This is a genomic window from Flavobacterium sp. AC274 (assembly GCF_979258275.1).
In genome coordinates, this window is record NZ_OZ409852.1 from 3,064,519 (window position 1) to 3,087,850 (window position 23,332).

The window sequence follows — 23,332 nt, forward strand, 5'->3', positions numbered from 1 at the left end:
GGTATTTTGAGTAAGAAAATTTAAATAAAAAAATAAATTGTTGTTTTTACGGCTTTTATTCAATGATTAAAAAAATATTTTTTCGGCTATTTGTAATATAATATTAATCTTACAATTAAATGAATAATAAACTACTCTTATTGCTATTTTCCTTAGGTATTTTTTCTTTTGCTCACAGGTCGGGACAGGAAATCAAAAGGAAAATCGCTCTGCCCGGTCAACTGCTTATACTGGCAGTATAAATACGCTGACTACCAAACCTGCAACAAATAATTTAGGTTTATTTTAATAACAGAAAACCTAATAAGCGATTATCTACAAATAATAATAAAAAACAAAATAATGAAGAAAATAGTTTTTACATTAATAATGGTATTTACTTTAATGCAGACCTTTGCACAAGTAACTAAACCCGTTGTCATTGGTGGTACTCAAAAAGGAGACGATAATGCAACTTTAGAAATTCTTTCACAAAACGGTAAAAAAGGTTTCATGCCTCCGCGTTTAACTCAAATTCAAATTAACGCCCTACAGCCATCACTTGATGTAGTTAATAATGGCCTAACAGTTTACAATACCGATGAAAAATGTTTACAATCCTGGAAAGGTGACGCCTGGACAGAATGTAACCCGGTACTAATTGCTAAATTTGAAACAAATTGTGCATCAAGTGGCATTAAAGGAACGTATTATAAAGATGTTCCTGTAACAAATGAGGAATATCTGGAGCTTTCTGTAATAGTAAAAAAAGCAGGTTCGTATACCTTTGTGGCTGAAACACAAAACGGCGTTCGTTTCTTCCTTTCCTCTATTATAAGTACAGTAAGTGCAACACCACAAATTATTAAAATCCCGGCTTTTGGTACGCCTACAGCAACAGGAACATTTAATTATAATTTGCTTGATCAGTCAGGTGTCTCTGTATGTAGTGCAATGTCAGTAGAAGTAACAGAAAATAATGCTGAATTAAACTTAGGTTGTGGCGAAGCAGTAGTAAGCGGTGATTTTAATGAAGGTAAACCTGTATCAATTAAAGATCAGATTATTTTGAAAGTAAATGTTACTAAGGTTGGTAATTATACTTTTAAAACAGCAACCAATAACGGAATTTCATTTTTCGCATCAGGAGTTTTCCTTTATCCGGGAGAACAAATAGTTACTTTACGCCCAACAGGTACACCAACATGGAAAGCCCCTGATGGTATTATTCCTTTTGACATTTTAGACAAAGACGGTGTTTCGTACAGCTGTACTATAAACGTACCAGTATCAAGTGCTAACGCTGGATTTGATGTGGTAGATTGTGCTAATAATGTAAAAGTTAAAGGAAATTATTCTATTGGTAAAGAGACAACGTCTCTGGATTATATAGAGTTAACTTTAAATGTTACTAAACCGGGACCTTATTCAATCGAAACAGAATCCAAAAATGGTTTATCATTTAGAGTTGCAGGTATTTTTGAAGCAGCAGGATTGCAAACCATACAAATACCGGCATCTGGTACTCCTGATATGGTGGGTACTATTGTGTTCAATCAGTTTAAGGAACTTATTTCAGGATTGGCACTTTGTCCAAGTGTGTCTGTAAACGTTCAGGCAGTTATTGGTTGTTTTGCAGCAACTGCATCAGCTACAGGAAATCAAATAGGTACGTGGCAGGCAAATGTGCCTTTAACAGGGGCACAATACTCAATAACTTTACCGGCTAGTTCTGTAGGCCCTTATACGTTGCAGGCAGATGGATCAGGAATGACTTTAACAGCTTCAGGAACAGTTCCTGCACCTGGTACACAAGATATCATGGTTACATTTAATGCGACTGGAATTCCTGAAAGATCAGGAAGTATTCCTCTTGTTATTAAAGGAAGCTGTGGAGATGTAACAACAATCAATTTAACTATCTCAGTTGGTCCTGGTGAAGCAGCCAATCCGGCTAAAAGCTGTAAAGACATTTTAATTGCCTCTTCAAATACAGCCAAAGATGGTGAGTACTGGATTAATCCAACCAATCCTGGAGTTGCTGGCGCCGCAGGAGGTTACAAAACGTTATGTGATATGACTGGTGGTGGGTATACTTTGATTTACTCATTTTCTGAAGATACAAACTGGAATAAATATGTTTGGATAAGATATATTGAATTTGACGGAAGCAGGACTAATTTAAATGTTAATTACAGCACAAATTCAGGAAGTTATGGTAAAGCAGGATACCGTTATAAAACGGGGGATGTGGTAGAATATGATGAATACAGAATACCAACTGCAGATATGCTTGCCATAAACCCGGGTGCTGGTGAGTTTAAATTTCGTGTTGCATCAAATGCAGGAAAAGGAAATATTGCAGATGCAAGAGGTAATGCAAACTATGTAACTTTTGTAACAGTTGCAGGAGGTGATCCTAGAAAAGATTCATACGTTCAACGTGGAGTTGCCGGAGAAGGAAAAATAGCAGGAATACTTTTTACGATGACAGCAAGTGCGCAAGGTACTAAAGGTGACGGAACTTATAGTGGTGCACCTGGTCACAGATTTGAGTTAGTTCAAACTGGTTCAGATGCTATGAGAATTGACTGGTTTGGTAATCCTAGTGTTTCAAACTCAAGTACTTGGGTGAATTTATGGGGTTACTTTGATGGAGACAATAGTTCAGCCAGAGGAGCGCAGTTAAACGACCATTTCTCAAAATGTGTGAATGGTAAAAGTATTTGTGCCTCTGATGGTAATCAGGTTAGAACAGGTAACAACTATGTATTGCAGTATTTTGTGAAATAATTTGCAAAAAATACCAGACTAAAGTATAGAAAGATCATTTGTTTATTCAAATGGTCTTTCTTGCTATTTTAAGTAATTATAAACAATATAAACAGTTATGCGAATATTTCAATTCATTATAATAATCGTGTTAGCCATTGTGTTTCCATCACTATTGAATGCACAATCGTCAATACTAATAGAGAGCGAACAGCTTAAGGAAGGCAATAAATGTGTTTTTTATCGTTCTGTAAATGGTGCTTTAACAAAAGGAGATACAATTGCAGCTAAAACGCAGGGACGTTTAGAGTTAGTTTCTAAAACACCATTTTTGCAGGGACAATATTTTTTAGAAACACCAAAAGAAGTTCATGATGGGCTTATAGAGTTCCTGATTGAAAAGAATAAAAGTGATAAAATAACTATTTCCTTAGAGTCATATAATACCGTTTTGTTTAAGGACAACCCAATAAACGGAATATATTCTGCTTATTTGGGATCAGTAAGAAATACCGAAGACCAGATTCAAAAATTATACAGTAAAGGAACAGCCGCCAATACTAGTGCTGCAGAAATAGAAAAGATAAAGGGCCAAATAAAAGAATCGCAGAAAAAATTACATGATTTAGAAAACAGTTTAATAAACAGATATCCGGACACACTTTTGAGTGCGATTATAACCGCCAATAGTCTGCCATCAATGCCGGGAAGTATATTAGACAATTACAGGATCGATCCGTCAGCTGCAATTTATAAAGAAACAACACAATTCCTGCGTGACAACTATTGGAAAGGCATTGATTTCAAAAATGATGTTTTGTTGAATACCGTACTATTGCCTTCAAAAACAAAAAAATATATTTCTTTTTTTGATAAAAATGATCCGGAATTAATTATTACTGTAAAAGAATTATTAGACAAAAGTGCTGTAAATCCTGTAATGTACCAGATTATTTCAGATGCACTTTATGGTAGTTTTAATGCAACGGGATACCATAATAATAACGAGAATGTTGCAATTTCTATTTTAAAGAATGCAAAGGAACAAACTTTCGTTCCAGACTGGAAAAAACAATCTATAGAACAGCAAATTCTAATTCATGAAAAAAACAAGGTAGGTACAAAGGCAGTAAATCTGGCTTTAAAAGATATAGAAGATGTAAAATATGCACTTCATGATTTGAAATCAAAATATACTATTCTATTTTTCTATGATCCTGAGTGCTCGCATTGTACGGAAATTATGCCGAAGATGAAAGGATGGTTTTATACAGACGGGCCTAAAGATGGAGAAGTCGCAGCAATTTATATCAATCAAAATGAACAGGAATGGAAGAAATATGTAAAAGAAAATACCTATCCTCCCAGATGGCTCAATTTATGGGATAAAAATGAAGAGAATAAATTACAGGAAAAATATTGGATACAAAGCCTTCCAACAATTTATGTTCTTGACGAAAACAAAAATGTAATTTTAAAAAATATAGAGTTTAAAGAGTTGGTAAATTATTTCAGTAAAAATAAGAAGCAGTTCTGATAGAATGATTTTTAAAAGTTATTTACATAAAAAGGAACCTCTTCAAAATATATTTTGAAGAGGTTCCTTTTATAATTGAAGCACTCTTTTTTTATTTTTTTATTTTTCATCATTGGTTATTTTATTTTTTATGTTTCTGGGAAAATATTTCGTTGGACTTTTTCTAAAAAAGATAGTATACTGGGTTTTAAAGTAATTTAAGTTGTAGTAATTAAGTTCATACATTACCTCAGACAACAAACTATATTTACCGCTTTCAATCATTTTTTTGGCAAGTAAAAATTTTTCTTTAACATATATTTTTTTGGAGTTGTTGCTAAATGTTTTTTAAACAGTATTTTATATTTCGTAACAGACATTCCGGCCATATTTGCCAAAAATAAAACAGAAGGAAACGGCTCGTGTAAATTCTTTAATATATAGTTTTTTGTTTTGAGGATCCTTTGGCTGTCGGTTTTACTAATTATAGTTTTTTCCTCTTCCAAATGTTCTTGTTTGTTTAAAAAATTAGCCAGTAACTTTAAAGAAATACCTTTTAAATAAGAATCAAACGAGAGTTCAAAAATAGATTTATTCATAATAGATCTTAAAGCAAGGATACTTTTGCTGTCTATTTGATTATAATAATAAACGAATTTTTGCGAGGTTATAATTTTCGATTTTGAAAGACGACCAATAGGTCTGTTCTTTAAAAAAAATCCATTTTCTCTTTATCAACCAAGAGCCGTAAAGCCACTATTCTTTTGCCAACAACAGGCTGAAAAGAACTATCGGTCTGATTATCTATTACAAGAACACCAGAGCCTTTATTGGAGCCTATTTTATAATTTGATTTATTAACCCTAATTGAGTTGGCTTCGTCACTTAAATCAAAGTGAAAAATATACAATTCATTATCGGATTTATATCTGTGTATTTTAAGTGGGATTTTTGCTGTAAAATCCATATAAATGGCAGATATGTAGCTTTTTACAGGAGTAAAATAATAGTGCCCGTGACCAATTGTCTCAGGAATAGAAATTATTTTATTATTGATGAGTTCTCCGTTTATATTACGTAAAAATAGATCCTGCGATTCTGGAGTCAGGCTATGAAAGTAAGAGATTTTTTTCATCGGTTTTGTATTGGTTAAACTAATTTGGGTTTACACAAGAATTAAGCATTCTGGGAACAGAGGTTTATTGGATATTTTTATAAACCAATATTTTGAGTATTTTATGTGATTTCGAATTAAAATTTTGTAATACAGCTTCAAAAAAATAAAAATATTTCTCAGGATTCTATCCCAAATTTAGCATTAAGATTATTGGAATTGAATTGGTAAAAGGCTTAAAAACAGTAAAAAAAAATGCTTGTATAAAGTCGCATTTTATCAAATATCTCAGGATGAATACAAGAAAGAAAAGAATAAAAAAGTACAGCAGTCAGGGGCTTGTCAAAGGTTTATAAGCCTGAAAGAAAAAATCTCCATTGAGTAATTATATTACAAATACTAAAGATTAAAGGATAAAAGGCAAAATTGGGCTTTGATTTATGTTTTTTATTAGCATTAGAAAACATGTTTTTTTAGATTTAGGAGTAATTTTAAAAATTGATTTAGTATAATTATATTTTTTTAAACCATAAAGTTTTGTTAAATGAAATTGTAAAACTAAGAATATTCTTTCTTTTGTTTAAAAAAAGTCATGAAAAAATTATTATTGGTACTAGTTGTTACAGCGCAATTTTTTGCGTGTAATTCTAAAAAAAGTGAAAAAGTTGTAGAGACGAAAAAAGTTGAAGTGAACAGCAATGTTTCGGACCAGGCTGCAATTTATAAAGGTGTAATTCCTTGTGCAGATTGTGAAGGGATCGAAACAGTTTTGAAAATTTATGAAGGAGATGGAACGATAGAAAGTCATAAATTTGAATTATCAAGTACTTACCAAGGAAAAGTACCCAAAAAAGAATTTACAGAAAAAGGTAATTTTAATCTCGAAAGAGGTTTGGAAGATGATGCAGATGGAACAATTTATGTACTAAATTGGGATAAACCCCAAGCACAACAGATTTATTACGGCAGTTATAGTAATAATCGTGAAAAGATTTATTTATTGGATAATCGAAAAATAATTAAATCAGACCTCAATTATTCACTGACGATTATTCATTAACAAAATAATTATTAGCAAAGAAGTAAAAGAGTTAAAATGTTCGCCTGGACATTTTAACTCTTTTTTGTTTCGTTTATTTGGTAAATATCACTTTTGATCTTGATTAGGATTGCGAGATTATTTCTTTAGAAAACTTTGCAGACTTTGTGGTAAAAATTATTTAAATCCCTTATTTTTGTTAGAAGGCATTTACCATTATGAAAGAAATTAGCGAAATTCTTAAAGCATATTCAGAGGCAAAAGCCACAGGAAAAAAGACTGCATTGGCCACAGTTGTTAAGGTAGAAGGTTCGTCGTACAGACAACCCGGTGCGCGCATGCTCGTTACCGAAGACGGTCTGCTGACAGGAGCCATAAGTGGTGGCTGTTTAGAAGGCGATGCGCTTCGAAAAGCATTGCTCTCAATTCATCAGCAGCAAAATAAATTAATAACATATAATACCACTAACGATGAAGATGCTGAAGTAGGACTGCAATTAGGCTGCAACGGAATTGTTCATATTCTTTTTGAATATATCGACGAAACATTAGAAAATAATCCAATCCGGCTTTTACAACAATTGCAGGCAGAAAGAAAACCTGCCGTAATTGGCACTTTATTTTCATTGCAAAAACAGGCCAGACAAGACGGAACTATATTGTTTTACAGAGAAAATTCAGATCCTTTATGTTCTAATAACATAGCTTTTGAACTTCTTCCGGATGCAAAAAAGGTTCTAGAAGATAAGATTACGATCCTAAAAAAACTAAATGAAAACAGCAATGCCGAAGCCTTAATCGAATATATTGCGCCACCGGTTTCGCTTATTATTGTTGGAGCCGGGAACGATGTGCAGCCACTTGTAAAAATGGTTGAAATAGCAGGCTGGGAAATTACAATAGCCGAAGGCCGCGCCACACATGCAACCAGGAAACGATTTCCGGAAGCAAAACAAATATGGGTTGGAAAACCGGAACAGGTGTTTGAAAATATAAACATTGACCATCAAACTTATTTTGTATTAATTACGCATAATTACAAATACGATTTAGCAATGCTAAAATTGCTTTTGCAAACCGATTGCCGTTATATTGGAATTCTGGGACCGAAAACAAAATTAAACCGCATGCTCGATGATTTGTTGAGTGAAGGAATAAAAGTAACCGAAGAGCAATTAAATCGCATTTATGGACCAATTGGACTTGATATTGGCGCCGAAACTTCTGAAGAAATTGCCTTGTCGATTGTTGCCGAAATAAAAGCAATGATGAGTGGTAAAACCGGTACTTCACTCAAATACAAAACCGGAAAAATTCATAACACAGCGCCTTATGTCGAATGATTTAAAAACGGGTATTGTTATTCTGGCCGCAGGAAATTCTTCAAGATTAGGGCAGCCCAAACAATTACTGGAATACAAGAACTCAACGCTCTTAAAAAACACAATTACAGCAGCTTTATTAGTTCCTGATTCAATTATTATCGTGGTAACAGGATCAAATAACGAAATAATAGAAAAAAGCCTTAATAGTGATGAAATCAAAATTTGCTTTAACTCAGACTGGCAAGCAGGTATGTCAACTTCAATCGCCAAAGGACTTAAAGAACTATTGCTTTTATCTCCGGATTGTGAAAGCTGTATTTTTGCCGTTTGCGATCAGCCCTATTTAACAACTGCTATTTTTGAGGATTTAATTCATCATTATCAAAATAACGAAAAAGGAATTGCAGCATCTGCTTATTCTCAAACATTAGGAACTCCCGTTCTTTTTAATAAAAAATACTTCGATGAACTTTTAGAATTGGAAGGTCATGAAGGTGCAAAAAAAATAATCAACCGTTTTAATGATGATGTCATTGCCGTTCCTTTCGAAAAAGGTAATATCGATATTGATACAATAGAAGATTATGAGAAGCTTTTTGAAGATTTGCCACGAAGGCGCTAAGGCACGAAGTTTTTTGTTTTCAAAGTTTGTCGTTGATTAATCGGTGAAAAAAAATTGCGCCTTAGTGCCTTCGTGGCAAAACCTAAACTCTTAGTTTTTTCGCCAAATCCAAAATCCTTTCGATAGCCAAATCAATTTCAGTTTCAGTAGTAAATCTTCCCAAACTAAAACGTATCGAACTCAAAGCATCATCATCAGATAACCCCATTGCTTTTAAAACATGCGAAGGTTTAGATGTTACTGCCGAACAAGAAGCTCCATTAGAAACAGAAATATCCTGTAAAGCGAGAATTAAAGTTTCGGAAATAACACCCGGAAAACAAATATTGATAGTATTGTAAATTCGGTTTTCAGTATTTCCGTTTACAAATGAACCTTCAAAATTTAGCAGGCCATTTTCAAGTTTATCTCTTAATTTTGAAATTCTATTTTTATCTCTTTCTAATTCATTAACAGCAATTTCACTAGCTTTACCTAAACCAATAATTCCGGGTACATTTAACGTTCCGCTTCGTAATTTTCGCTGTTGTTCCCCACCGTGTAGCTGAGGCAATAATTTTAATTTGGCTTTCGCCGAAATGTACAAAGCACCAACACCTTTTGGGCCATAAAATTTATGGGCAGAAAGTGGCAAAAGATCAATTTTTAGTTTTTCAACATCAACCGGAATTTTTCCAATTGCCTGTGTAGCATCACACATAATCAATGCATTTTTGGCGTGAGCAAGTTCAGAAATCGCTTCAATATTTTGAGTTACACCAGTTTCATTATTGGTTGTCATTACTATGACAATCAGTGTTTTATCTGTAATTGATTCATTTAAAACATTAAGATCTAAAACGCCATCAGAACCCACCGGTAAATAGGTGACTTCAAACCCAATACTTTCCATAAATTCGCAGGTATTGAGTACGGCTTTGTGTTCTGTTACAATTGTAACAATATGTTTACGATACTGATTAGCAAGACCTTTAATAGCGAGATTTATAGCTTCGGTTGCACCCGATGTAAAGATGATTTCTTCTTCTTTAGCACCAATCAAATTTGCCGTTTGCCATGCCGCATTGGCCACAGCTTCACTTACGGTTAATCCTGCAAGATGAGCGCTTCCTGCATTTGCATAATTTTCTGTAAAGTACGGAAGCATAGTATTTAATACGCGATCATCTAAACGGGTAGTTGCATTGTTGTCAAGGTAAATCATGGGTGGCATTTAGTCTAATTATTGTAAAAATACGATTTTGAAATTTAACGGAAACAGTCCTTATCTAGAAATTTTCTGAATAACAGGATTATGTGAATTTTGTAATTTTTTCTCACAAAGGATACTTAAATTTGTTAGAATTACTACAAGCAATTTGTTAATTTAAAAACAGTATGCATGGCTCCCAAGAAAACAAATATTAAGAAAGTAATCGAAGACGACACTAATTCACGTCGCGATTTTATTAAAAAATCAGGATTATTTACCGCACTTGCTTTTGCACCGCCTTCATTGGTTATGGCTTCAGAAAAAAAGTGGGATGAGAAAATTGCAGAATATTTAGAGACAGTTCCGCTTTCGATAGAAGTAAACGGTACAAAACACAATCTTAATGTTGAACCACGAACTACTTTGCTGGATTTGTTGAGGGAGAATTTACAATTAACAGGAACAAAAAAAGGGTGCGATCATGGACAATGCGGCGCATGTACAGTTCATGTAAACGGCACCAGAATTTTGTCTTGTTTAACATTGGCATCCATGCAGCAAAATGCGCAGGTGACTACAATTGAAGGACTTTCGAAAGGAAAAAAATTACATCCAATGCAGGAAGCTTTCATCAAAAATGACGGCTTTCAATGTGGATATTGCACGCCGGGACAAATCATGTCCGGAATTGCCTGCATTAAAGAAGGTCACGCCAACAGCAGAGAAGAAATTAGAGAATATATGAGCGGAAACATTTGTAGATGTGGAGCTTATCATAATATTGTAGACGCGATAACAGAAGTTAAGGAAGGAGGGAAGCCATTATGAAAAACTTTCAAATCATTAGAGCGCTTTCATCCGGCTCTGCAGTAACCAATATCAGCAAAGAACCTTCAGCAATGTTTATTGCAGGTGGAACAAACCTGGTAGACTTAATGAAAAAGAATGTTGTTGCTCCGGACAAACTGGTCGACATTACAGCTTTGGATTTAAAGAAAATAGAATTTGGAACTGGAAAAGTATCAATTGGCGCATTGGCAAAAAACAGTCAGGTTGCCGAAGATAAATCCATTAAAGAAAAATATCCTTTGCTGGCTTTGGCATTAGCCGCCGGAGCATCTCAGCAAATCAGGCATATGGCAACTGTTGGCGGAAATATGTTACAGCGCACACGTTGTTCGTATTTTTATAATACCGATATGCCCTGCAATAAAAGAATGCCAAAAAGCGGCTGCGGAGCCATTGGCGGTTCAAACAGAATGCACGCCATTTTTGGAGCTTCAGACAGTTGCATTGCCGTTCATCCGAGTGATATGTGCATAGCACTTGCAGCTCTGGATGCAACCGTTTTTGTAGAAGGCCCAAAAGGGAAAAGACAAATAAAATTTACTGATTTTCATCGTCTTCCCGGAAATACGCCTGAAAAAGACAATACATTGGAAAATAAAGAATTGATTACTTCGATAGAAATTCCGGAAAACAATTTTACCAAAAATGTACATTATTTAAAAGTTCGTGACAGAAGCAGTTATGCTTTTGCACTGGTTTCAGTCGCCGTTGGTTTAGATATTAAAAATAATGTAATAAATGAGGCAAGACTTGCGATGGGCGGTGTTGCGCATAAACCTTGGAGATTGACAGAAGCGGAAGAATTTTTGAGAGGAAAAACAGTCTCTGAAGAAACATTCAGACAAGCGGCAAATTTAAGCATGAAAGGCGCTAAAAGTTATGGCGACAACGCCTTTAAATTGACTCTAGGACCAAATGCAATCACCGAAGCGTTAACTATAGCAGCATCTAAATAATTTGATTATGAGCAAGACAAGTAATATAAACAGAGTTGACGGATTTGCTAAAGTAACGGGTTCTGCAACTTATTCGGCCGAGTATAAAACTGCTGGTGTTACCTACGCCTGTTTGGTGGGAAGTACGATTGCCAAAGGCCGAATCAAAAGTATTGATACTAAAAAAGCCGAATGGGCGCCGGGAGTTCTGGCGGTTATAACGCATTTAAATGTCGAGAAACCTGCAGGATACGAGCAAGCCAAACAACGTAATAATCTGGGACAGCCGCTTCAAATTTTTAAAGACGATTCGGTTCGTTATTACGATCAGCCAATAGCTTTGGTGATTGCTGATACTTTTGAGCGTATGCAATATGCGGCGAGTTTAATCAAAGCCGAATATTTAAAAGAAGAACATACAACTCAACTTGAAAAAGCAAAAGATAAAAGCAGAAATCCCGGTGGAGATCGTGCAAAAGATTACAATCGCGGAACAGAAGATGCTTATAAAACGGCAGAAGTTGTTTTAGAAGCAGAATATACGATTCCGACAGAAGTTCATAATCCGATGGAATTGGCAAATATTATTGCAAAATGGGAAAATAATAAGCCCGTTTTATACACCAAAAGTCAGGGTGTAGAAGGCACCAGAAAAAGTGTTGGGAACGTTTTTGGAATTCCGCCTGAAGATGTAGAAGTACATTCTGAATATTTGGGTGGTGCTTTTGGAATGGGTTTGCATACCTGGCCTTATGAAATTGCAGCTCTTATCGGATCAAAAAAAATAGGCAAACCGGTTAAATTGGTTTTGCATCGTGAACAGATGTTTACCAATGTTGGATTTCGTCCTTACACAATTCAAAAAATGGGATTGGGAGCCACTAAAGATGGTAAACTTACAGGTTTAAGTCACGAAGCCCTGGCAATGACTTCGAACTATGAAGATTTTACCGAAGCAACCGTAAACATGTCACGTTTTATGTATGATTGTGCCAACGTTTCGACCAAATATAGAATTGCTGAACTTGATACTTGTACGCCAATCTGGATGCGTGGTCCCGGCGAAGCGACCGGCTCTTTTGCCCTAGAAAGCGCTATCGACGAATTGGCACATAAATTAAATATGGATCCTATTGAATTTCGAAAACGCAATCATGCCGAAAAAGATCTCGAACAAAATAAACCATGGAGCAGTAAATATCTTTTAGATTGTTACGAAGCCGGAATGGAACGCATTGGCTGGAAAGACCGTAAAAACAAACCCGGAAGTGTTCGTGAAGGCGAATGGCTCGTAGGTTACGGAATGGGAACGGGAACTTTTGGTTCGTACCGAAATCCTACGACAGTAAAAGCGAAATTTTTGGCAGATGGAAACTTGGTACTTCAATGCAGCGTAAACGATATGGGACCGGGAACAGCAACTATGATGACGGCAATTGGTGCAGAAATTACCGGAATTCCAACTGAAAATGTAGTGATTGAAATGGGCCGAAGCGGATTACCAAAAGGGCCAACGCAAGGTGGTTCTGCAACGACTTCATCTGTAGGTTCTGCAGTTCACGATGCGTGTAATTTATTAGTGAGTAAAGCGCTTGGTTTGGCAACTGAAAACCCAACTTTTAAAAATATTCCCATTGCAGATTTAACTTTTGCAAATGGTTCGGTTTCTTCTAAAAAAGAAGCTTCAAAATCGGTTTCTTTATCGACTTTGCTTAGTGCTAATAAATTAGAAGAATTAGCGGTCGAAAATGAATCAAAAGGTTCAGAAGAAGCTAAAAAATATTCTATTTATTCGTTTTCAGTGCATTTTGTAAAAGTTTTGGTAAACCCTAATTTAGGTAAAATCAGAATTGCTCACGTAGTTTCCTGCGCTGATATTGGCACAGTAATCAACCATAAAACTTCGGCAGGACAAATGTACGGAGGTGCAGTGGGCGGAATCGGAATGGGATTAATGGAAGCTTTAGAAATCGATCACCGTTTTGGCCGTCCGATCAATAATAATTTTGCCGATTACCATGTTCCTGTAAATGCTGATATTGAAAAACAGGAAGTGTTTTTTGTGAATAAAAAAGATCCTGTGAGTAACCCAATGGGAACAAAAGGTCTGGGAGAAACAGCATTAGTAGGAATGGCGCCGGCAATTGCAAATGCAGTTTTTAATGCAACAGGAAAACGTGTTAGAGACTTACCAATTACACTTGATAAAATTTTAGATCCTGCTGTAGCGACAGCATAATTTAATAATATCGTGTAGTCCCTACGGGACAATATTGTGTGCATATTCCTTTTTTCTACCAATATGTAATCTCTACGAGATATGGTTTTTTATTTATGAATAAAATTCAAATTCTAAAAGATAATCCGTTAGGATTTACATATTGGTAACAAAGTAGAATTTTACTCCAGTTCAAATATCCCGTAGGGATTACATGAACTATTGTTTACTTAATAATAATTAGCAGACGAAAAAACAATAATCCCTTTAGGAATCGAATATTATTTGATTCTCAAAGGGATTTTTTAATTAAATAAAATGAGCCGTATTTCAAGATAGTTAATAAAGTCATCAATAAAAAATGATGCAAAATGTCATAAAGGGAAAAGTCATTAATTTTTGGACACAAATTAAAAAAATGCTACATGATTATTAGTGGGAATATAAAAAAGTAGTTTTCTTAATTACTGTCTTTTAAATTTTTACGCTGATATTTCGTTTATGACAATGCACCATTTTTCTTTAATTGGTTTTGGCTAGTATAGATTTTTATGATTGAATAATTGATTAAGTTTTTTTACAAGTTGTGGAACATTTTCTTAATAATTACTTTCTATACTACATCAAAAATAAATGTAGGAAATACACTTTTGTTATATAATTTAATTTATTTGTTACATAATTCCCATGTTTTAATTTTGAACTGACATTTTTTCGTATGTATCTGAAATTGTGTCAAATAAATATTGAAAAAATGACAGTTTTTTTATTTTGGTATTTATTTTGCTTTTTTTGGGTTGTGAAATTAAATTTTAATGTATAACTATTTAAAAAGTAAAAGTCATGTTAACTATTAGAAGAAACGGGACAAATTCCCATGCATTTCCGGCATTATTTGACGACTTTTTCAGTCGTGAACTTTTTAACTGGGAAAACAATAATTTTTCATCCACCAGTACAACCGTACCATCCATAAACGTTAAAGAAACAGCCGAAAATTATGAGGTTGAAGTCGCAGCTCCGGGACTCGACAAAAAAGACTTTAATGTTACCCTGGATAACAATTTACTGACTATTTCCTGCACAAAATCTACCAATAAAGAAGAGAAAGCGGAAGGAGATAATTACACTCGCAGAGAGTTTAGTTACCAATCATTTCAAAGAAGTTTTGAATTGCCAAAAAACGTTGTAGATGAGGATAATATCAATGCCCGCTATGAGAACGGAATCTTAAATCTTACTATTCCAAAAAGAGATGATGCAAAACAAAAAGCACCAAAAATGATTGAGATCGCATAATGATTAAGTCTCAATTCGAGATTATTTATCTATTTTATTCATGAAAAAGGCTGTCAAATTTTTTGACAGCCTTTTTTTATCTCATTTAAAAATTATCTAATTATCTAATTGCCGAATTATCTAATTGTTTCATTTCTTAAAAGCAGGTAAAATATATTTCTGAATCAGTTCGTCACTTGGTGATTGTGAGTTATAATTTCCGCCGGTAATCACAGTAACCATATTCTGGTCTTCCCAAATATAAATTTTCTGTCCGCCGTTTCCTTGAGCAGCCTTTCCGGAAAAGCGAGTGCCATTTACTTCCAAATATTTAAGCCACCACAAATAACCGTAATTTACTCCCTGAATAACAGAGTGTTTGGTTAAAGATTCCTCAATCCAGTTTTTAGAAATAACCTGTTTGTCTGCCCACATTCCTTTGTTGAGATAAAGCAAACCAAATTTAGCCATATCTCTTGGCGTTAAATAGACCTGACAAAAAGTTTCGGAACTGGAAGCATCGGGTTTAAAATTCCATTTGAAATTTTTAATGCCAATATCTTTAAAAAGCGTTTGTTTTGCAAAATCAGGAAGCGTCATTTTAGTTGCTTTTTCAATAATTCTCCCCACTGTAATTGGGTTTCCTGAGCAATACATTCCTCGTCCGTCCGGAACATCAATCATTGGTAAATCTAATGTAAATTGTATCCAGTCATCAGAATAATTCATTGTCGTTTCATTTCCTTCTGATTTAGGATTACTCACATCACAATCAAGTCCGCTTTGATTGGTTAAAAGGTTTTCAATTGTAATTTGTCGTTTATCATCTGTGAGGTTTTTAAAAGTATATTCAGGAAAATAAGAAAGTACAGTTTCAGTTTTGCTTTTAATAAATCCTTTATCAATTGCAATTCCCGTAAGGGCAGAAATTATACTTTTTGTAGCAGAACGCATTTCGTGCAATTTGGTTTTGTTGTATTCATAAAAATATTCTTCAAAAACCAATTTTCCATCTTTTATAATCAAAACACTGTGTACGTTTGCATAAGTTCCGTCAACAATTTTCTGCATCATTTCATTCAATAATGCTTTATCCAGTCCCGTATTATCGAGCGTTCCGGTCAATAAACCATCAAGGTCTTTTTTTGGCGGCTGATAGCTATATTTAAAATCTTTTGAATTCAGTCTCGGATACCACATTTCTTTTGGAAAAATGACTTTTTTACTAATCAGATTAAATGTTTTTTCCTGAGAAGTATAACCGGTAATAGCAGAAGCACTATTTCTTAAGAAAGTCACTTTTTCTTTAGACATATTTAAAAAGATGTCTTTTTCAGAAGGTTTTAAGGCATATTTGCTTTCGTTGATAATAGCGTATAAAATAGTGTCTTTTGGTGAGGCGGCGATTTGTAAAGTAGTATTGTTCTGATATTCATAAATACCTTCATATTCTTTTAATTGCTCATAAGTAATTTTGAACTTTTGTTGAGAATATCCGCAATAAGCGGACAACAGAAATAGCAGCAATACATACTTTTTTTCATTTTTGTGGTTTTTTGGTTAGTGGTTATGTTGTTAAATTTACTCAATATTAAGCAAAAAAAGAGACACTAATTATTTAATTAAGTGTCTCTTTGATATTTATGTCGAAATATTGACTAATTATTTTATTGTGATAGGAACTTCAACTGTTGTTTTGTCCCATCCAATTACCAAATTTGTTACTTTATCTTTTGATGTAAAAGCGATTGATAAAGCTTCGATTACTTCTGAAACTGGTTTTACAGGAACCGTAATTTTTACAAGATCTTTGCTTTCATCATACGCATAACCTCCCCATAAATCAAGTTCTTTATTGATAATGATTGTCCATTTATCTTTTTCAGGAATGGCAAACAAACTATAAGTTCCTGCAGGAACCGCAACACCGTTTATAGTTGCCGGTTTGTAGAATTTGATTTCGGTATTCTCATTTGCACCAACTCTCCAAACTTCACCGTATTTAATTAAATCTCCAAAAATTACACGCCCTTTTGCAGAAGGTCTTGAATAAATAACTTTGATAGAAGGCGAAGGAGTATCTGTTTTTTTGAATTTAACCGCTTTATTTGGGAAATAAGCAATATCAACCGGACTTGCATCTAACGGTGGAAATTTTACTACGTCCTGAGCTTTAACTGAAATAGCAATCAAAAAAGTAATTGCCAATAAACTAAATTTTTTCATAAGAATTATAATTTGTTATAGGTTCATACAAAGTAAGAGAATAACAAAGAGAAATCATACAATTTTTACTCTTTTTTCTTTTTCTCGTACCAATTTTGCATAATATAAAAGGCTTTCTTTTTTTGACCGTCGTTAGAAATCAATCCTTTGCGATTGTACTCGTCCTGAATTCCCGGTAAAAGTCGTCTTGGAGATCTGAAATCAACTAAAATCCAAGGACTTGTACCACTCAAATGCGGAATATTTTCGATCATTTTCAAATTCTGAATATATAAATATTCCTGAAATTCCTCTGTCCAGCGTTCGTTTTTTTCGCCGTGTAATCCTGCTTTGGCATCGCCTCCAAATTCAGAAACAATAATCGGTTTATTGTACTTGGTTTTCCAGAAAATCTTTTCGGCATCTTCCAGTTTTCCGCCGTACCAGCCCAAATATTGGTTGAAGGAAATAATATCTAAATATTCACCAATAGGATCGTTGATCGTTCCAAAACCATCACTTCCGCTTTGCGTTAATAAAGCTGCGCTGATCAATCTGGTATTGTCTAAAGTTTTGGTATGATCGACTAAATTTTTGATGAAAGTATTTCGTGCATCAGAAATTGGTGTTTCATTTGCCATCGACCAGATAATAATACAAGCTCTGTTTTTATCTCTTGTAATCGCAGCCGTTAATTGATCTTCGGCATTTTGATAAGTGGCTTCTCTTGTAAATTCAACTGTCCAATAAACCGGAATTTCTTCCCAAACCATTAATCCCATTTTGTCTGCCGTTCTGATAATGTTTTCGTTATGCGGATAATGTGCCAGACGAACATAATTACAACCCAGTTCTTTTGCCCAATTTAATAGACGTAAAGCATCTTCTTCAGAATTCGCGCGTCCGCCTTTTGCGTTTTCTTCGTGAATCGAAATTCCACGTAAAAAGATCGGTTTTCCGTTTAATAAAATTTTATCTTCTTTTGTTTCAATTGTTCTGAAACCAATATTATCTTTCAGTTTTTGTCCGTTAAAATCAATCGTTACATCATACAATTTCGGGTTTTCAGGTGACCAAAATGATATTTTTTTCGCCGGAATTTCAAAGCTTACAATTCCGTCAGCGCCCACTTTTCCTTTATAATTAATTTTCAATTCAGGAATCGAAATTGAAACCGAATTTTGCGAAGCATTTAAATTATTGATCTTTACAAACCCGGAAATCAAATCTGTACTATTCTTTTTTAGCTGAATATTATAATCTTCTACAAATGAGGCGTTTTCTTCAATTAAAGTCACATCACGCGTGATTCCGCCATAATTCCACCAATCTGTATTAATCGTCGGAACATCTTCTTTGTGACGTGTATTATCAACTTTAATAACCAGATAATTGTCTTTTGGTTTTACAATCGAAGTAACTTCATAATTAAAAGGTGTAAATCCGCCAATATGAGTTCCGAGTTTTTTGCCGTTCAGATAAACATCAGCTTTATAATTGATCGCACCAATATAAAGAAAAAGACGTTTTCCTGCTTTTAAATCATAATCAAAAGACTTTTTGAACCAGACATTTCCCTCATAATATTTCAGTTCCGGAACCTGCGAAGTCCAATCGCCCGGAATATTGATTTTAGGCGATTTATCAAAATCATATTCTACCAATTCCTGTTTATTAACTGCGTGATAATTATTAAAATACGCCGCGTTTGACGGTTTTGCCTGTTTATCATATTCGTCGTGATGAAAGCTGTAATATCCTGTTTCGTAAGGATCTACAATGTAATTCCAAACGCCGTTTAATGAGGTTGTATTTCGGTTTGAAATGTTTGAGATTAGGTTGATATCCTGAGCTTGTCCGAAAATGGAAAAGGTTAGGAGTAATGTGGTTATTAGTTTTTTCATTAGTATGTGTGTTTGTTGCCACAAAGGCTCGAAGGCACAAAGTTTTTTTTCACGCAGATTTTAAAAAGATTTAAGCAGATATGCGCAGATTATTTATAAAGTTTTTTAAAAATTAAATCTGCTAAAATCTGCAGAATCTGCGTAAAAAAAATCATTTTAATCTTTTAATCTGTGACAAAAAAAACTTTGTGTTTTAGCGACTTTGTGGCATTATTTTTATTTAAGCATTATTTTTAAATATTCCCCTTTAAAACTCTGATTCAAAGCCGTCATTTCAATGGCCAAACCAGAACCATCCGGAACAACTTCAATCGAAGCCTTTCCATTTGCCATTCTGATTGATTCACTTCCCGTTGGAGTTCCCTGATTTTTCATGGTTTTTCCGCCTTTCAAACATTGAAAATAAACACTTTCTTCATAATCCAGGCAACGCAAATTGTTATTGTCAATTGCAATTGCCGTAACCAGATAATTGCCGTTTTTTAATTTTTGAGAAGACAATTGTAAAGACGTTGCCGTATCATTTTTGTTAAAACGATAGTTGACTTTTAAAGTATCCGAAACCGTTTTTCCGGCTATTGTTTTTCCGACAGCAATCAGAATATTTTCTCCTTTTTTAAAATTAACATCCCAAGTTAAACCATTTGCAGGATATAGCGAAAGATTTCTTTGTTTTTCTCCAAGCGATTTTCCTTCATGATAAAGCGTAACTCGCTCACAATTACTAAAAACACTCAGAGTTCTTGGCGTATTTTCCGGTCCCTGGCGTTCTGTCCAGGTGTGCGATTCGATATAGGTAAAAGGTTCTTTTGCCCAATAACTTTTAAAAACATAATACGCATCTTTCGGATTTCCGTTTCTGTCCACAAGACCTTTTTGGTTCATGTACGGAATATCATCTTCGGGACGCAATGGCGTTGCAAAATCCTTAAACGCCCATTGAACATTTCCCACAAATGCCGGATCGTTCTCGGATATATGCAAATGCCAGTCGAATAAATCAACGATATAATTCTCGCTCCAATCTCCAATTTGGGCAATATTGGCCACTTTGGTTTGTACAATTGCTTCTTCCCAGCCTTCCGCTTTTATGATATTTTCGCCAGTTACGGGATTTTCACTGTGACGGCCAACGTGACTGTCACCGCCATATTCGGCATGAATAAAATGTTTGTATTCATTTTTGTAAACGTCAATTGCTTTTTGATAGCTTTTGTAACTTCCAGAATACCAGCCAGACCAAATAGAAGGAGAGAATACATCTACAATTTGTGAACCTTCATAATATTTTCGAATCGCAGTTTTTCGAGTTGGATCCATTTTGTGTGCGATGTCGTTTAATTCCGTTAAAAATGCATTCGTTTTTTCGGTATTGTCGCCATCAGGAAAATCAGGAAGCCAGTTCATTTCGTTTCCTAAAGACCAAATGATAATGCTCGGATGATTGTAATTTTGATTGATGATTTCGGCCAGCATATTTTTGGTGTTTGTTTGCCAAAGTTCACCGCCAATGCCGCCACGACACCACGGCAATTCATCCCAAACCAAAAGACCCAATTCATCACAGGCTTTGTAAATTTCAGGATCTTGCGGATAATGCGCGAGACGAACAAAATTGGCACCCATATTTTTTATGGATTTCATATCTGCCCAATGTTGCTCGTTGCTCATCGCTGCGCCAACTCCGGCTTGTTCTTCATGACGATGTGTGCCGCGAATCAATAATCGCTTTCCGTTAAGATAAAAAGGACCGTGATCTTTAAACTCAAACCATCTAAAACCAACTTTTTCATTTACACTGTCAATGATTTGTTTTCCTTCTGATAAAGTGGCGGTTACCGAATATAAATTCGGATTATCCGTATCCCACAACTCCGGATTTTTAATGTTTTCGAAAGTAATATTCGACGTTTTATCAGAAACTAAAATCGTTTTGCTGGCAACTTTTTTCCCTTTCGGATTTTTAAGAACCACCGTTAAAGATAAATCTTTTGCATTTTCAGCATTTATCGTTGAAGCCAGAATTTGTACTGAAGCTTTTTTTGCAGAAACTTCAGGAGTTGTAATTTTTAGATTATCAATTCGGTTTTTGTATTGAGACAAAAGCCAAACATCTCTTGTGATTCCGCCATAAATAAAGAAATCACTTTTTTGCGACGGAATTATTTCTATGTCGTAACTATTATCAACACGTACAAAAATGTCGTTGTTTCCTTCGTTGATAAAATCTGTAATATCAATCGTAAACCCAATATAACCACCAATATGTCCGCCGGCTTCTTTGCCGTTTACATAAACTTTTGTGGTGACATTCGAGCCTTCAAAATATAGAAAATAACGTTTGTTTTTGTCTATTTGGGCAATGTTCAGCTTTTTTGATACCAGCTTGCATCGCGTCTGTAACCTGGGTTTAAATCGGTTGCATCTTCGGCATTCCACGTATGTGGTAAATTTAAAGACGTCCAGTTTGCCGCATTTTTTGCTTCCGTAAGACTTGAAGTATGATTTTCTAAATACAGCCAATTTTCATTGATATTGATCTTCGTTCGCATTGCCGAATTTTTCTGGGCAAAGCCAATGAAAAAGCAAAACTGAAAAACAATCAAAAAAGCAATAACAGAAAAAGAAGTATAGTTGTGATGTAGTTTTTGCATAAATTATAAAGCTTTTTTTTAAGGTTTTCAGGCACAAAGGTTCCAAGGTTCAAAGGCTGAAAACCTTTGTCACTTTGCACCTCTGTACCTTTTTAAGGTTTTCAGTTGTAAAGGTTCAAAGGCAGAAAACCTTTGTCACTTTGTACCTCTGTACCTTTTTTAGGTTTTCAGGTTCAAAGGCTCAAAGGGTTAGAACCTTTGTCACTTTGCACCTCTGTACCTTTTTTAGGTTTTAGGTACAAAGGCTCAAAGGTTCGAAGACTGAAAACCTTTGTCACTTTGCACCTCTGCACCTTTGCTACTTTTTCTAATGCTTTCTTCTCAATAATGCCTCCAGAAAATAATAGTCGGCATAGATTATTGGTTCGTCGATTTCGTCGTGTTTTGGCCAGTTTCCGGTACTGTGATCCAGAATAAATGGCGCTTTTACAGTATCAGGTAAAATGTATTTGTCTGAATGTAAAGACTTCATTATTTTATCGGCGAAAGCCAAATAACTTTGATTCTTCGTATATCCATAAAGTTCATACAATGCTGAAGCCATAACGGTTGCAGCAGAAACATCGCGCGGTGAATTTGGAATACTCGGATCTTTAAAATCCCAATACGGAATTCCGTCTTCCGGCAAGTTTTTATTCGTCATAAAAAAGGTTGCTGTAGCTTCGGCTTGTTTTAAATACGCAGGATCTTTGGTATAGCGATACGACATCGTAAAACCGTAAACTGCCCAGCCTTGTCCGCGTGCCCAAACCGAATCGTCATTGTAACCTTGTAACGTAGTTTTCTTTCTAACTTCTCCCGTAACAGGATTATAATCAATAACATGATAACAACTGTTGTCTTCCCTAAACTGATTTTTTAATGTTGTATTCGAATGTTTTACAGCAATATCATGGTATTTTTGGTTTCCTGATAATTTTGAGGCTTCAAACAATAATTCGAGATTCATCATATTATCGATAATCACCGGATAATCCCAAATTTCTTTGTTGAAATCCCACGAACGAATTGCACCCACTTTTGCGTTAAAACGCGTGCATAAAGTTTCGGCGCCTTTAATAATCACATCTTTGTATTCTTGTTTGTTTTCCACTTTCAGCGCTTCTCCAAAACTGCAAAACACTTTAAAACCAACATCGTGCGAATTATTATTAACACTTTCTTTTTTACTGAAAGGAGTCCATTTTTGAGCTTGTTCTTTGTATTTAGAATCGTTTGTAAGGCGGTACAATTGCCATAAGTTTCCGGCAAAGAATCCGCTTGTCCAGTCTCTCGACGGCACTTTTTTTATTAAATTGGTTTTAATGGTCATACTTCGTGGCATCGACATCGAATCTACCGGATAATCGAGTAACATTTTGTATCGGTTTTCCAGAAGATGTTCAGCACTTGCCGAAGTTTTGGTCTGAGAATTAATTCCGGATTTGCACGCTGATGCCAGCAATGCAAATCCTAGAATTAAAGAAAAGTAACTAACTTTATTCATGCTTATATTTTTTTAATTAAAAATTTAGAATTAAAAATTAAAAATCTTTGAAACCGCAATTATGCATGCGATGAATGGATTAAAATCCATCCCTACAAAATAGGTCGAGCCTAAGGCTCTTTTCTAAAAGTTCCGGAGGAACAATCTATATTGTAGCCAGTCCCGAAGCTTCGGGATTAATCCCTGGAAAACAAACACAGTAGCTATTTTTAATTTTTAATTCTAAATTTTTAATTTATTTCTA

At 34.8% G+C, this 23,332-nt stretch carries 18 protein-coding genes; 9 read left to right on the forward strand and 9 right to left on the reverse strand.

All coding sequences use genetic code 11. The features are described from left to right. Positions 1–342: 342 nt before the first annotated feature. Positions 343–2,772 carry a hypothetical protein gene (locus ACZZZT_RS13755; RefSeq protein WP_463460793.1) on the forward strand — a complete coding sequence of 810 codons (2,430 nt, stop codon included), beginning with the start codon at positions 343–345 and terminating at the stop codon, positions 2,770–2,772. Positions 2,773–2,869: 97 nt separating this feature from the next. Beyond that, the gene (locus ACZZZT_RS13760; protein WP_463460794.1) at positions 2,870–4,288 is read left to right on the forward strand and encodes a thioredoxin-like domain-containing protein; all 1,419 of its coding nucleotides are present in this window, start codon (positions 2,870–2,872) and stop codon (positions 4,286–4,288) included. 260 nt (positions 4,289–4,548) lie between these two features. On the opposite strand, the gene ACZZZT_RS13765 is transcribed toward ACZZZT_RS13760, so the two are convergent. Continuing rightward, complete coding sequence (locus ACZZZT_RS13765; RefSeq protein WP_463460795.1) at positions 4,549–4,866, reverse strand: hypothetical protein; 318 nt, start codon at positions 4,864–4,866, stop codon at positions 4,549–4,551. A gap of 110 nt (positions 4,867–4,976) precedes the next feature. After that, the gene (locus ACZZZT_RS13770; RefSeq protein WP_463460796.1) at positions 4,977–5,402 is read right to left on the reverse strand and encodes a hypothetical protein; all 426 of its coding nucleotides are present in this window, start codon (positions 5,400–5,402) and stop codon (positions 4,977–4,979) included. A 571-nt stretch (positions 5,403–5,973) separates the two neighbouring features. Between ACZZZT_RS13770 and ACZZZT_RS13775 the strand changes: the two genes are divergently transcribed. The 3 genes from ACZZZT_RS13775 (at position 5,974) to ACZZZT_RS13785 (ending at position 8,367) form a co-directional block, all read left to right on the forward strand. Then, positions 5,974–6,441, forward strand: coding sequence for a copper resistance protein NlpE (locus tag ACZZZT_RS13775; protein WP_463460797.1), 468 nt, complete (start codon positions 5,974–5,976; stop codon positions 6,439–6,441). Between the two features lie 197 nt (positions 6,442–6,638). Next, entirely contained in the window at positions 6,639–7,763 is a 1,125-nt protein-coding gene (locus ACZZZT_RS13780) for an XdhC family protein (protein ID WP_463460798.1), read from the forward strand. Then, positions 7,753–8,367, forward strand: coding sequence for a nucleotidyltransferase family protein (locus tag ACZZZT_RS13785; RefSeq protein ID WP_463460799.1), 615 nt, complete (start codon positions 7,753–7,755; stop codon positions 8,365–8,367). Before ACZZZT_RS13780 ends, ACZZZT_RS13785 begins: the two co-directional genes overlap by 11 nt. A gap of 82 nt (positions 8,368–8,449) precedes the next feature. Here the strand turns inward: ACZZZT_RS13785 and ACZZZT_RS13790 are convergent, their stop codons facing one another. Then, a complete protein-coding gene (locus ACZZZT_RS13790) occupies positions 8,450–9,571 on the reverse strand; it encodes a cysteine desulfurase family protein (RefSeq protein ID WP_463460800.1) in 1,122 nt (373 codons plus the stop codon). 177 nt (positions 9,572–9,748) lie between these two features. Between ACZZZT_RS13790 and ACZZZT_RS13795 the strand changes: the two genes are divergently transcribed. The 4 genes from ACZZZT_RS13795 to ACZZZT_RS13810 all read left to right on the forward strand — a co-directional run bounded on the left by ACZZZT_RS13795 (position 9,749) and on the right by ACZZZT_RS13810 (position 14,860). Continuing rightward, positions 9,749–10,387, forward strand: coding sequence for a (2Fe-2S)-binding protein (locus tag ACZZZT_RS13795; protein WP_073398307.1), 639 nt, complete (start codon positions 9,749–9,751; stop codon positions 10,385–10,387). Then, positions 10,384–11,364, forward strand: a complete 981-nt coding sequence (locus ACZZZT_RS13800; RefSeq protein ID WP_463460801.1) for an FAD binding domain-containing protein — start codon at positions 10,384–10,386, stop codon at positions 11,362–11,364. Before ACZZZT_RS13795 ends, ACZZZT_RS13800 begins: the two co-directional genes overlap by 4 nt. Positions 11,365–11,371: 7 nt before the next feature. Beyond that, positions 11,372–13,582, forward strand: a complete 2,211-nt coding sequence (locus tag ACZZZT_RS13805; RefSeq protein WP_463460802.1) for a xanthine dehydrogenase family protein molybdopterin-binding subunit — start codon at positions 11,372–11,374, stop codon at positions 13,580–13,582. 822 nt (positions 13,583–14,404) lie between these two features. Then, positions 14,405–14,860 carry an Hsp20/alpha crystallin family protein gene (locus ACZZZT_RS13810; protein ID WP_463460803.1) on the forward strand — a complete coding sequence of 152 codons (456 nt, stop codon included), beginning with the start codon at positions 14,405–14,407 and terminating at the stop codon, positions 14,858–14,860. Positions 14,861–14,989: 129 nt separating this feature from the next. Here the strand turns inward: ACZZZT_RS13810 and ACZZZT_RS13815 are convergent, their stop codons facing one another. The 6 genes from ACZZZT_RS13815 to ACZZZT_RS13840 all read right to left on the reverse strand — a co-directional run bounded on the left by ACZZZT_RS13815 (position 14,990) and on the right by ACZZZT_RS13840 (position 23,088). Next, positions 14,990–16,366, reverse strand: a complete 1,377-nt coding sequence (locus ACZZZT_RS13815) for a serine hydrolase domain-containing protein (protein WP_463460804.1) — start codon at positions 16,364–16,366, stop codon at positions 14,990–14,992. A gap of 135 nt (positions 16,367–16,501) precedes the next feature. Then, a complete protein-coding gene (locus ACZZZT_RS13820) occupies positions 16,502–17,065 on the reverse strand; it encodes a DUF2911 domain-containing protein (protein WP_463460805.1) in 564 nt (187 codons plus the stop codon). 65 nt (positions 17,066–17,130) lie between these two features. Continuing rightward, positions 17,131–18,948 (reverse strand): glycoside hydrolase family 2 protein, encoded by a 1,818-nt coding sequence (locus ACZZZT_RS13825; protein ID WP_463460806.1) that lies wholly within the window; start codon positions 18,946–18,948, stop codon positions 17,131–17,133. 216 nt (positions 18,949–19,164) lie between these two features. Further along, positions 19,165–21,387 carry a glycoside hydrolase family 2 protein gene (locus ACZZZT_RS13830; protein ID WP_463460807.1) on the reverse strand — a complete coding sequence of 741 codons (2,223 nt, stop codon included), beginning with the start codon at positions 21,385–21,387 and terminating at the stop codon, positions 19,165–19,167. Next, positions 21,315–21,602 carry a hypothetical protein gene (locus ACZZZT_RS13835; RefSeq protein WP_463460808.1) on the reverse strand — a complete coding sequence of 96 codons (288 nt, stop codon included), beginning with the start codon at positions 21,600–21,602 and terminating at the stop codon, positions 21,315–21,317. Before ACZZZT_RS13835 ends, ACZZZT_RS13830 begins: the two co-directional genes overlap by 73 nt. Positions 21,603–21,909: 307 nt before the next feature. Further along, complete coding sequence (locus ACZZZT_RS13840; RefSeq protein ID WP_463460809.1) at positions 21,910–23,088, reverse strand: glycoside hydrolase family 88 protein; 1,179 nt, start codon at positions 23,086–23,088, stop codon at positions 21,910–21,912. Positions 23,089–23,332 lie beyond the last annotated feature (244 nt).

Coding starts and splice junctions, on each gene's coding strand:
- ACZZZT_RS13755 (WP_463460793.1), top strand. CDS start 343: ATGAAGAAAATAGTTTTTACATTAATAATGGTATTTACTTTAATGCAG.
- ACZZZT_RS13760 (WP_463460794.1), top strand. CDS start 2,870: ATGCGAATATTTCAATTCATTATAATAATCGTGTTAGCCATTGTGTTT.
- ACZZZT_RS13765 (WP_463460795.1), bottom strand. CDS start 4,866: ATGAATAAATCTATTTTTGAACTCTCGTTTGATTCTTATTTAAAAGGT.
- ACZZZT_RS13770 (WP_463460796.1), bottom strand. CDS start 5,402: ATGAAAAAAATCTCTTACTTTCATAGCCTGACTCCAGAATCGCAGGAT.
- ACZZZT_RS13775 (WP_463460797.1), top strand. CDS start 5,974: ATGAAAAAATTATTATTGGTACTAGTTGTTACAGCGCAATTTTTTGCG.
- ACZZZT_RS13780 (WP_463460798.1), top strand. CDS start 6,639: ATGAAAGAAATTAGCGAAATTCTTAAAGCATATTCAGAGGCAAAAGCC.
- ACZZZT_RS13785 (WP_463460799.1), top strand. CDS start 7,753: ATGTCGAATGATTTAAAAACGGGTATTGTTATTCTGGCCGCAGGAAAT.
- ACZZZT_RS13790 (WP_463460800.1), bottom strand. CDS start 9,571: ATGATTTACCTTGACAACAATGCAACTACCCGTTTAGATGATCGCGTA.
- ACZZZT_RS13795 (WP_073398307.1), top strand. CDS start 9,749: ATGGCTCCCAAGAAAACAAATATTAAGAAAGTAATCGAAGACGACACT.
- ACZZZT_RS13800 (WP_463460801.1), top strand. CDS start 10,384: ATGAAAAACTTTCAAATCATTAGAGCGCTTTCATCCGGCTCTGCAGTA.
- ACZZZT_RS13805 (WP_463460802.1), top strand. CDS start 11,372: ATGAGCAAGACAAGTAATATAAACAGAGTTGACGGATTTGCTAAAGTA.
- ACZZZT_RS13810 (WP_463460803.1), top strand. CDS start 14,405: ATGTTAACTATTAGAAGAAACGGGACAAATTCCCATGCATTTCCGGCA.
- ACZZZT_RS13820 (WP_463460805.1), bottom strand. CDS start 17,065: ATGAAAAAATTTAGTTTATTGGCAATTACTTTTTTGATTGCTATTTCA.
- ACZZZT_RS13825 (WP_463460806.1), bottom strand. CDS start 18,948: ATGAAAAAACTAATAACCACATTACTCCTAACCTTTTCCATTTTCGGA.
- ACZZZT_RS13835 (WP_463460808.1), bottom strand. CDS start 21,602: ATGCAAAAACTACATCACAACTATACTTCTTTTTCTGTTATTGCTTTT.
- ACZZZT_RS13840 (WP_463460809.1), bottom strand. CDS start 23,088: ATGAATAAAGTTAGTTACTTTTCTTTAATTCTAGGATTTGCATTGCTG.